Consider the following 12011-nt stretch of genomic DNA (forward strand, 5'->3'; position numbering starts at 1 on the left):
TACCTGTGGTTACATTGAGTCCTGGTGCCGCCGTAGCCTCAGTGAGATTAGCAGCCAGAATGTCGCTACCAGAGAGGGTGTTGATGGTTTCGATGAAACCAGCGCCTGCAACCGTCGGCGATGCACCGAAGAAGTCTAAAATCACCAAGTCATCCGCAGCCTTGGCGATTCCGTCTCTGTTGATGTCAACTACCAGGCTCGTACCTTGTCGCCCTAAGCCCAGAGTTCCCGCTGCCAAGGACAGAGAAATATTGGTTGAGGTACTAAAACCGATTAGCACATTATCGATGCCATCGGTATCCTGAATCTGATTCGACCCGCTGGAGAGAAGATAGCGATCGCTACCTGCACCACCTCGCAGCACACTTGTATTCGCATATTGGGCATCGATCCTATCATCGCCAGCACCGCCATCTAAGGTGCTATTGGCGCTGCCAAAGGAGGTTGTGAGAGAGTCATTGCCATCGCCACCAAAGAGCAGGCTGTTGCCGCTGCCGGAGAGGTTGTCATCGCCAGCACCGCCATCTAAGGTGTTATTGGAGCCAGAACCACTCAGAGAGTCATTGCCCTCTGCCCCAAAAAGGCTGTCGTTGCCTAACCCGCCATTGAGAGTGTCATCTAAGGATGTACCCAGAAATATTGCCATATTTTTTTTCTGTTTAGTGTAAACAGGCGAGGGCTAATTTTACTTAGTTACTACGCCCTAAATATCTCTCACTGCTTTTTCCCAATAATTATGCAAACTTGCCAAAAAAGTTTCTTTAGACAAAATTTGTTTCTGGGGCGACAAAAGATGCTATTTATTATAGCATCTGGCTAAAGAAATAACAATCATTGGGTCTACTTATACACGTAAGTATATATCATTTAAATAAACTCAGTAACCACAGCGTAAATTTTTTTTCTAAATAAGGAGGTAATAAATGTTAAATAGCGGCACAATTTCTCCCGTCCTCATTATTACAGGAATGCACCGATCGGGAACTTCTCTCACTGCGGCATTCCTACAGAAAATAGGTCTTGACTTGGGAGACAATCTCCTGAAAGGCAACTATTGGAATCCCAAAGGATACTTTGAAGATAGTGATTTTGTAGAATTTCAGCGAACCATTCTGCAAACTTGCTCTCCGTCTGACGAAACAGGTTTTCCCGATTGGGGTTGGACAGAAAGCGAACAGCTAGACGCGCAAAAACTTAACATTAATATAGAGCCGGCGAAGCAATTAGTCAAATCTCGATCCAACCACTCAGAACTTTGGGGTTGGAAAGATCCGCGCACCAGTTTAATGTTAGATTTCTGGAATCAAATCATCCCGAATGCTCGCTATCTATTTGTCTACCGCTATCCTTGGGATGTCACTGATTCAATCTTGCGGTTGAACATCCCATTTTTCTCACAAAACCCAGAATCTTGTTTAAAGATATGGAAATTTTATAATCGCCACATCTTAGAATTCTATAAAAGGCATGACAATCAATGCCTACTCGTGAATTTGAATGCCTTGCTAACATCTCCCGGCAAAGTGTTAGAATTATTAAAATTTAAGCTCAATCTGCCTCTGAAATATCCCTACAACCAAGAACCAGATATCAAAAATACTTTGATGTCAGTTTATAACCCTCAACTGCTGAGCAGCTTGCACCTCAACCATCCCCTAATTCAAGTTCTCAATCTAACATCGGGCGGATGTTTTGAAATCCTAAATCAGCTAGATTTAGTAGCCGACTTGCCGAGTCCATTTTCCAGCTTATCCTTGCCGCGAAATGGCGGAACCCTAGAGCGTTTATCCCTCCGACTGCATCAGGAAACTATCAAAGTTCAGCTTAACCCAGAGTCGCCTCAATTTCTCAGTTGGCTGTCCAGTTGTATCGATCGCTATCATAGCACATCCCATGAATCTGCCTTAACAGATTTACGTCAAGCCCGCCATAAACTAGCAGCATTTTGGCTGTCTGCACCACCAGATAAACTGCAAAGCAGCTATTCGGGCTATGCGGGAAAAGCCCAGAAAATGCTATTAGCTAGTGGCATGAGAGACGAGCCGCTGACTGATGCCGAACAGCGGGAAGCTGAGGATTTATCTCAATACGTTGCTAAAGGATTTGAAGCCCCAGAAGCTATCCAATATTTGCTAGCAGCGATGCTGTATCGCCGGGCCGATCAGTTGCCGTTACAGTATGGCAGGACTGCTGTTCCACAGTGGTTTTTTAACGATTTGCTGGAGTTTATGCTTTACTTCCCCAGTTATTTTAAAGAAGTGGGAGAAGTCGAGAACTATTGTAGCTATATGCAGCAATTAGTAGATTTAGTTCACAGTCGCGTTTTTAGCAATCCTGACTCCGAGATTTGGCAAAATGTTGCTTTAATCTTTGCAGATACCGTTAACTTTGTCCCCCTCTATTTTAGCACCAAAAACTTAAAAAATGTCTATACTAAGCGATCGGATATTCTAGAATTTATCCTAAAAACTAGGGGACATCAGATTGACTTCAGCTTTGACAAACGCCCCGCTAATAGAGGCAAAATTCGCCTCGGCATTCTCAAAGCAAGTTTCGCCCCCATTTCAGAAACTTTTACCACTATCCCGGCTTTTGAGCATTTAGACAGAGAGAAATTTGAGATTATTTTATATGTCCTCAACGCGAGCGATCGCCCTTTGGATGTATACTGTCAAGGTCGGGCAGACAAACTGGTGAAGTTGCCGCAGGAACTTAGCAGTCAAGTAGAGATGATTCGCGCCGATGACCTGGATATTTTGTTTGTAGGGTCGATCGTCACCAATGCCGCTCAAAACATCATTTTACTAGCTTTGCACCGACTAGCGAGGTTACAGACCACCTATTTTGCATCTCCCGTCACTACAGGCATCCGCAACATCGATTACTACATTTCCGGCACTTTGACGGAACCTTTGCAAGAAGCGCAAGCACAATATCGCGAACGGTTAGTAATGATGGAGGGGACAGGATTTTGCTTCAATTATAGCACCCAAAAAGCAGAAGCGAGGATTAATCCCGATCGCAAAAGCTTGGGCATTTCCGAGAAATCAGTTGTATTTGTCTCCGGCGCTAATACATTCAAGATTATTCCCGAACTCAGGGAAACGTGGGCAAAAATTATCGCAGCCGTGCCTAATTCAGTCCTGGTTTTATATCCCTTCGGCAATACCTGGTCTGGTGATTACGTCAAACAGCCATTTGTCAATAAAATGTCTGCTACATTTGATAAATACAGTATCGATCGCACTCGTTTAATTTTATTAAATACCCTGGCGAACCGCGAAGATGTGAAAGCAGTGTTACAACTGGCTGATGTCTATCTCGACTCCTATCCCTACGCGGGTGCAAATTCTACGGTTGATCCGTTAGAAGTTGGATTGCCGACTGTAGTGAGAGACGGGAATAATTTGCGTTCCCGACAAGGGGCGGCAATCCTACGAGACATCCAGTTGTTTGATTTAATTGCTGACAGCGAAGAAACTTATATTAACTTGAGTGTCGCACTCGGAATTAATGCCCAATTGCGAAAGCAAAAGCGCGAGGAAATCGAGCAAAAAATGCAGCAGCAACCAAGGTTTCTGGATAGTCGCGCTTATTCGGCAGCTTTGGGAGAGGTATTTGAAAAAATGCTAATAGTCAATGGGCTTTAGAACTCAGCCCTTTTTTGAGAAAACGAAATAAAGTGCGATGCCCTACCCTACCCTTCTGGCTCTTGTGAAAGTAATCCTAGTGAACTAACCTGACGGTCAACGGAGTACCGTTAGACCGCAGGCTTCTTTTTCCTTTTGTTCAAAGGCTTTTTTGAGTGACGGAGTTCCCCCGCCACTTTCGTAATTCAGACCAATCCTTTTGATAAGTTTGGCTGAGTTTTCGTCTCGATCCAAAGACTCTCCGCATGGACAAGAATGCCAGCGTTCCGATAGTTCTTTCGGGACTTTATTGAGGCAGTTCCAGCAATGTTGGGAAGTTCCTTTAGGATCAACAAACAAAACGCTTTTACCTAGCTTCCAAGCGACATATTTCAGGACGTTGGCAAATTGCCCGTGAGCAGCATCAAGCATGGATTTATTCAAGCCGCTTTTGGCTGACTGACCGTTCGGCAAATAAACCAAATTACCATTTTCAATATCAGTTTTAGGTTGGGCACGTCTAGTTAGGTTTTTGATACTCAAATCTTCAATGACCAAAACATCACACTTGCTGAATAACTCGTGTGCAGTTTTGAAGTGAAAATCTAATCTAGCTCTAGCTACAAACTGATGGAGTTTAGAAATTTTGTCCTTGATATTTTTCCCAGGCTTGGAACCCTTAACTCGGCTAACTAACTTTGTTTGAAGTCTTGCCAACTTCTGAGTCGAGTTCCTCAAAAATCTAGGATTCTCAACTCTTTCGCCATTAGAAAGATAAGCGTAATTGGTGATTCCCAAGTCGATACCCACAGTATTTTCATCAGTCGGTTGAATTTCTGCAACCGTTACGGGAACCGTCTTATCTTCTAGCGTTAAGGCAATATACCACCCATCCGCTTCTCTGATAACACTGCCCGTCTTAACCTTGAAACCCGTTGGTATTGGGCGATGGAACACCATTGGCACTTGACCTATTTTTGCCAGGTCAATACAAATCCTATTTTGCTCGTCCTTAACAATATTTAAATTGTCTAATTGAGGATAAGTGAAGGATTTGTAGTAGTGAAGCCCCTTGAATCTTGGCTTGCCTCTACGATTGCCATTTTTGTCGGGCGTAGTAAAGTTTGAAAAGGAAGTTTCAACTCTGTTAACGACATCCTGTAAGACTTGAGAATCCAACACTTTGTAATCAGGAAACAGTTTTTTAGTGTTTTTCAAGTCAGCAAGTTGAATTGTCTGCCACTGTACATATCCGCCTTCAATGTTTGAGAAAACATCACCTTTTTTAGTCAAAGGATTGCCTGATTCATCCTTTTTCCTGCCATCCCTAGTTTGGACCCTCGTCAAAGGAATGTTTCGATAAATCTCCTCAACGGGGACTATCGAAACGACTAAGGGGCAAGCGTTTATGGGTGTTCTCGTGGTTTCCCACCACCTGAATCTTTCGCCTAGTCGGTAGTTGTACTGCCGACGACAAAGTTCTAGGTGAGTCACAATCGTTGTTGATTGAGCTTTCGTGGGTTTGAGGCGGTATTTGTAAGTTAGTTGCATTTCTAAACTTCCTGTTTTCGACCTTTGAGTAGTATAGTTTATGTACGTCCAAAATGCAACCCCAAAAATTATTATTTCAACACTTGGAAAAGGCATCTAAAATCAAGATGTTCCCGAAGATTGATTCGTAGTAGGCAAGTCTAATTGTCGGCTTCCGTTCCTCCACCCAACGCGCCTTTCATCCCTGCGGTAATTTAGTCGGGGTACTTCGCGAGCGCTCAGATTAATCCCCTCTAAATATACCGAGGGACTTCCCGGCTGGGAGTTAAAGTAGGATCGAAAGGGTGTTTTTTGGGGTCAGACTTCATAGTCCGATCGCAGAATGTGATAAAATTACTATTGCTCTACTCTCAACTGTACAATTAGTACCATTTCTGACGGACTTCAACCCTCACGATTGTCCCCCTTTATCAAGGCAGTATGGCTCTCAATAATAATAATAATAATAATAATAATAATTTGAAAATCGCTGGCGTAGAGTGCGCCTCGTCAATGTATCCCCAGGTAGATGCCAGATCGTTCATTTTAGGAGTATCTGTTAGAGATATAATAAAAATAAAAATTTCTCATAATATCTCTTCAAATAGCAAGATATGGGGTATAAAAAATGACTTATAAAAAGAATTCCAAAAAATCTCAACGTAAAGCTGATATGGATGCTCAAGGAAAGCAACAAAACAATCCAAAGGAGTTATTTCCAGTCGTCGGCATAGGAGCCTCTGCAGGTGGATTGGAAGCCTTTAAGCAATTACTCAGCCATTTGCCGATCGATACCGGCATGGCGTTTGTAATAATTCAGCATATGTTGCCGACTCAGGAAAGTGTGTTGAGTGAGATTCTGGGTCGATCGACCCAGATGCCGGTGAATGAGGTAAAAGAGGGGATGCCCATAGAACCGAATCAGGTCTACGTCATCCCCCCGAATGTCAGCATGACCATCGATCAAGGGGTGCTGAAGCTAACGCCTCGCGGCAGAACACACGGGGTGTTTATGTCCGTCGATACTTTTCTGGTTTCCCTCGCCACAGAACGCGGGAACCAAGCCATCGGCGTCGTTTTGTCCGGGGGCGACGGCGATGGTGCCCAAGGATTAAAAGCGATTAAGGCTGCAGGCGGTATTACTTTTGCCCAATGTGAAGACTCGGCACAAGTCAGCAGTATGCCGAACACTGCGGTGGCTACGGGTCAGGTAGACTTTATCTTGACACCGGAAAAAATTGCCGAGAAAATAGCAGAGATCAGCAGTCATCCCTACATGGCCGATCGACCTGCGATAGAATCGACAACCAGTGAAGATGCGATCAAAAGTAAAGATGCGATCGCCACCATTTACAGTTTGCTGCGCGCCGCTACAGGAGTTGATTTTACTCACTACAAACAAACCACCTTGAACCGGCGGATGCAGCGGCGGATGTTGCTGTACAAGCTGGAACGGATCGAGGATTATGCCGAATATCTCCAAAACACCCCGACAGAAGTAACGGCCCTTTATCACGATGTCTTCATTCATGTCACCAGCTTTTTCCGTGACCCCGAAAGCTTTGAGGCTTTAAGCAGCAAAGTTTTTCCCGAAATCGTTAAAAATAAATCGCCGCAAACACCGATCCGAATTTGGGTGGCCGGCTGTTCAACCGGTGAAGAAGCTTACTCGATCGCCATCTGCTTGCTAGAGTTTTTAGCAGATCGAGCTACTAATCTGCCGATTCAGATTTATGCGACAGACATCAGCGAAAATGCGATCGCCCATGCGCGCCGTGGCTTTTATACGCCGGCCCAAGTCGCGGATATTTCACCCCAACGGCTGCATCGGTTCTTTGTGCAAGTCGAGGGCGGATACCAAATCGCTCAGCCGGTGCGAGAACTCTGCGTCTTTGCTAAACACAACCTGATCAGCGATCCGCCGTTTTCCCGGATGGATTTGATCACCTGTCGGAACGTGCTGATCTATCTCGGCCCGCCCTTGCAGAAAAAGCTGCTGCCAATTTTCCACTATGGGCTTCGGCCGGGGGGCTTTTTGCTGTTAGGCACTTCGGAAACTGTTGGTGACTTTTCAGAATTGTTTACGGTATTAGACAAAAAGAACAAAATTTATACTAAAAAACTGCTGTCGCATTGGCTAAGCATGGATTTAACTGCTAGCAACTATCCTGCGACAGCCATCAACCCTCTACCGCTGGTGACGGAAAGCTTAAACGAAATCGACATCGAGAAACAGGCCGATCGCATTGTTTTGAATCAGTATGCCCCTGTCGGCGTCGTGATTAACACAGCCAGGGAGATTCTGCAATTTCGAGGACAGACGAATGCCTACCTAGAACCGTCTCCCGGTAGGGCTAGCTTTAATTTGCTCAGAATGGCAAAAGAAGGATTGCGCGTCGAACTCCGCACAGCAATTGAACAAGCCTCGCAGCAGCAGTTGCCGATCGAACGTACTGGCTTGCAAATTAGAGAAAACGACATCATCCGCCAGGTCAAAATTAATGTGATTCCATTCCCAACAGGCGCTGCAGCAAAAAACTATTTTTTAGTTTTGTTTCAAGACGAGCCGCCGATCCCTGCAATTCCTGCTCCTGTAAACGATGTTACACTCAACTCCGATCCTTTACAGGGTCAAAGTTTAGAGATTGCGAGGCTGCAACAAGAACTCAAAACCACAAAAGACCACCTGCAATCGATCGTCCAAGAACATCAAGCCGCTAACCAAGATTTGAGAGCCGCCAACGAGGAGATTTTGTCGAACAACGAAGAGTTGCAAAGTACAAATGAGGAACTCGAAACCGCAAAAGAAGAGATTCAGGCAACCAATGAAGAACTGAACACGATTAATGACGAGTTGCAGCGGCGTAATGTTGAATCGACTCAGGTGAGTAACGATTTACAGAATCTGCTGGGCACCATCAATATTCCGATTCTGATGCTGGGAGGCGACCTGCGAATCCGCCGGTTTACTCCCGCAGTCGAACGCATCTTCAACTTGATTTCTAGCGATGTCGGGCGGTCTTTGAGTGACATCACTCACAAGTTGATAGTACCGGAGTTAGAGCCAATGATTTTAGAGGTGATCCGCACCCTCAATTTGAAAGTTCAGGAGGTTCAAGATCGAGAGGGTCGTTGGTACAATCTGCATATTCGACCGTATCGGACGATCGACCACAAGATTGATGGGGCTGTGGTGATGTTGGTCGATATCAACGATCTCAAAGTCAGCGCCCAGCACTTGACGGAAGCGAAAAATTACGCCGAAACGATCGTAGAAACCGTGCGGGAACCTTTGCTAGTGCTGGATCTAAACCTGCGGGCGATCACCGCCAACCGTTCTTTCTACCAGACGTTTCAGGTGATGCCGATCCACACAGAGAACTACTCGATCTTCGATCTCGGTAACAGACAGTGGAATATTCCCAAGTTGCGATCGCTCCTAACAGAAATTCTGGCAGGAAAGACCGAGTTTAAAGATTTTGAGGTCGAGCATGACTTTGAGCATATCGGGCATAAAATAATGCAGCTCAATGCCCGAAAAATGCCTCCGATGGGCGATACACAGATGATTCTGTTGGCGATCGAGGATATCACCGAGCAAAAACAGTTCGAGACAGAACGCAGCCTTCGGATGCAAGAACAATCGGCTCGTGTCGCTGCTGAGGATGCCAACCGCATCAAAGATGAGTTTTTGTCCGTCCTCTCTCACGAACTGCGGACGCCGCTCAATGCGATGATTGGCTGGGCACAGTTGCTGCGCCTGCGAAAATTTGACCAGGCTAAAACCGAGGAGGCGCTAAAAACGATCGAGCGCGCCGCCAAAGCACAAAACCAGCTCATCGATGACATCTTAGACGTTTCGCGAATTACCACAGGCCAGTTTCGGCTCAATGCTTCTGAAATTGAGCTGAATCCACTGGTTGAAAATGCGATCGGGGTGATTCGTTTCGCCGCAGAAGCCAAAAATATTCAAATTGAATCCAGCCTAAGCCCTTTAAAACCAAAGATTTTGGGCGATCCAAGTCGCTTACAACAAGTGGTGTGGAATCTACTTTCAAACGCAATTAAATTCACCCCAGCCGGAGGAAGAATTGACATCGCATTAGACTACATGGATGGCATGGCTCAAATCCAAGTTAGCGATACTGGTAAAGGCATTCAGCCTGATTTTCTCCCCTATGTGTTCGATCGCTTCCGTCAGGCGGATAGTAGCTACACTCGCAGAGACGGTGGATTGGGGCTAGGATTGTCGATCGTCCGTCATTTAGTAGAACTCCACGGCGGTACAGTTTGTGCAACAAGTGCGGGTGAGGGAAAAGGGGCAACCTTTACCGTGAGGTTGCCGGTACGAACAGATGTCCCAGAAAGTTAGACGCTAATATTTAAGCTGTTCTACATTTAAACTGTGTGTCAAAAATCAATAAGACTATTGTGGGACGGGCTTCTAGCCTGTCCCTAATTTCAAATTTAAATGCGTAACAGCTTACCCGTAGACGTGCATAATCAAAATATTGGCAGTGGTTATCTGCGTTCATCGGCGTTTATCTGCCTTCATCTGCGGTAAAAAAAGGCAATAATCTCAAAATAACCCTAACTCTAAATAAGCTGTGGAGCATTTAAACCATTAACGATCCACGTAAGGTGCGTCAGTTAGAACACTGACTATACATGGGAAACGCTTACTGACTGACGCACCCTACTATCCTCCTTTAAATGCCGAACAGCTTAACCCTAACCAATAACTATTTAGCAACCTTAACCTCAGCGCCATCCTTAAGAAAACCAGCCCCAGTAACAACCACCCTATCGCCCGCCTTCAAACCCTTTTTAACCACCACCTTAGCAGCAGTCAAATCCCCCACAGCACCCCCGGAAATTTCCCCAACTTCCACCCGTTGAGCCTGCACCTTGTCCTCGCCGACAAGTTTGTAAACAATAGAACTGCCGTCAGGTTGTGGCAAAATAGCTTTAGCGGGGACTTTCAAACCTTGAGCCGTTGCCGTCGAAATGGATGCGCGCAAAAACATTCCCGATCGCAAAAACTCGCTTGCCGGCAAATCAATCTTCACGGTAGCTTGCCGATTTTGCGGGTCAACTACCGGCGAAATCTCTCGCACAGTTCCTGACAACTTAATCCGCTTGTCAGAATCCGAAGTAATTTGCACTGCTGTTCCCGGCCGCACTTGCGAAAGCTGAGTTTCCGGCACTTTCAATTGCAGTTCCAGCTTGTTTCCCCGAATAATTGAAAATAGTTTTTGACTTCCCGAAGAAACATCGCCAACTCGACCAATTCTTTCAGCCACAGTGCCACTATCGGGCGCTCGAACAATAGTTTGTTCTAGTTGAGTTTGTAACTGTTTGACTTGTGCATCATTGCTGCGGACACTTGCTGCGTTATTTCCCACATTTGCTCTGGCACTGCTGACACTCGCTCCGGCCGTATTCACTTTAGCACGAGCGCTGGCGAGAGCCGCTCTAGCCGTACTGATATTGGCTTCCGCAGTAGCTACTTTAGCAATAGAAGATTGCACTTCTTCCGCTGCTTTATTCTGTTCTTGCAAAGCTGTATTCAAGTCAGCTTTAGCTTTGTTCAAGTCTTGAACAGCAGTCTGCCGTTCCGTTTTTCGCCTTTCCAAATCTTGCTGACTTATTACTCCCTGAGTCGCCAAATCTTGGGTGCGATTTACTTCTCTTTGAGCTTGATCTAATTTAGCCTGAGCGGAGGCAATGCCGGCTTTAGCTTGAGTGACACCGGCTTTAGCTTGTTCCACACCGGCTCTTGCCTGCCCGACGCCTGTTTTGGCTTGCGCTGCGTCAGCGATGGCTTTTTCAACGCCAGCTTGGGCTTGAGCCACGCCGGCTTGGGCTTCTTGTTGGGCTGACTCGGCTTGCTGTACCTGAGCTTCGGCTTGTTCTACCGTAGAATTGGCCGATTGTACTCCTGCAAGGGCTTCGGCAATTTGCGATCGTAGCACCGAATCGTCCAAAACCGCCATCGTCTGACCTTTTTCTACCGCATCCCCTTCATTCACTAACACCTGCTTAATTTGCAAACCGTTGGCCTGTGGCAGCACCGGTAGCAAGTCATAGGCAGCCACGGTGCCCGTCGCTTCCAGAGTTTCACCCACCTGGGCAGATTCCACAGGCGCGACTGTCACCGTCGGAGCCGTCGCCTGCTGAGTTGCCGAGGGAATTGGAGCGGCAGGCGGCGAACTCTGATTGCCCCCAGTCAAGTTTACTGCTAGCAACGTTGCAGCCACGCCAACCCCTGCGCCCGCCAACAAGGCAGGCCACCTGATTTCTTTGCGAGGCCCAACTTCAGTTGCTTCTGGTTCCCAAACTTGTTCCTCCTCGATTTCTGGAACTTCCAGCGCAACTTCTCGTTCATCATCGTCACCGGAGAATTGCCAGCGAGAGTTCTCTGAGACTTCACTTTCAGCTACATCCACTGCTGAGTTCCTGTCGTGCCCGCTCTCCACGGGGGGAAGGGGTTGCTTTTCTTCCGCTTCTGAAAAAACTTGATTGGTCACGGTAGTTCCTCTTGCCGCTATTAGCCTTTGGTTTTTTTATTGTAAAGAAAGATTGCGGTTTTTATATTTGATTCATTTTAGCGGATAGCCTCAGCAATCCCGCGTCCCCCTTTTGGGTGAGTGTGGCGCCGTTTCACCTTACAATGGCGAATTGATCCGAGTTTGTGCGATCGACATTTAATTTGATCTGCCTCTGGGGCATACTGAATATTAGCGTGATTTCCGATCGTGGGGGCGATCGGGCTGGCATTGTCTCTCCCCAAGTGACTTGGCCATCGCCTATCTATCAATGCTCAGAAAAGTCAGTCTAATCTTGAACTGA

General features: G+C 46.3%; 6 protein-coding genes. 2 read left to right on the plus strand and 4 right to left on the minus strand.

Translation table 11 applies throughout. From position 1 onward, the window contains the following. Nucleotides 1–646: calcium-binding protein (locus QUB11_RS10865; RefSeq protein ID WP_333205947.1), on the minus strand; the 646-nt coding region annotated here is incomplete at its 3' end. Between the two features lie 277 nt (nucleotides 647–923). Here QUB11_RS10865 and QUB11_RS10870 point away from each other — a divergent pair. Beyond that, a complete protein-coding gene (locus tag QUB11_RS10870) occupies nucleotides 924–3650 on the plus strand; it encodes an O-linked N-acetylglucosamine transferase family protein (protein ID WP_333205948.1) in 2727 nt (908 codons plus the stop codon). Between the two features lie 96 nt (nucleotides 3651–3746). Here the strand turns inward: QUB11_RS10870 and QUB11_RS10875 are convergent, their stop codons facing one another. After that, nucleotides 3747–5180, minus strand: coding sequence for a transposase (locus QUB11_RS10875; RefSeq protein ID WP_333205949.1), 1434 nt, complete (start codon nucleotides 5178–5180; stop codon nucleotides 3747–3749). 607 nt (nucleotides 5181–5787) lie between these two features. Here QUB11_RS10875 and QUB11_RS10880 point away from each other — a divergent pair. Continuing rightward, entirely contained in the window at nucleotides 5788–9531 is a 3744-nt protein-coding gene (locus QUB11_RS10880) for a chemotaxis protein CheB (protein ID WP_333205950.1), read from the plus strand. Nucleotides 9532–9901: 370 nt separating this feature from the next. Here QUB11_RS10880 and QUB11_RS10885 read toward each other — a convergent pair whose 3' ends face one another. Then, a complete protein-coding gene (locus QUB11_RS10885; RefSeq protein ID WP_333205951.1) occupies nucleotides 9902–11689 on the minus strand; it encodes an efflux RND transporter periplasmic adaptor subunit in 1788 nt (595 codons plus the stop codon). Between the two features lie 77 nt (nucleotides 11690–11766). After that, the gene (locus tag QUB11_RS10890; protein WP_333390523.1) at nucleotides 11767–11952 is read right to left on the minus strand and encodes a hypothetical protein; all 186 of its coding nucleotides are present in this window, start codon (nucleotides 11950–11952) and stop codon (nucleotides 11767–11769) included. Between the last annotated feature and the right edge of the window lie 59 nt (nucleotides 11953–12011).

The sequence above is a fragment of the Microcoleus sp. B6-A1 genome (assembly GCF_036705085.1).
Lineage (GTDB): Bacteria > Cyanobacteriota > Cyanobacteriia > Cyanobacteriales > Microcoleaceae > Microcoleus.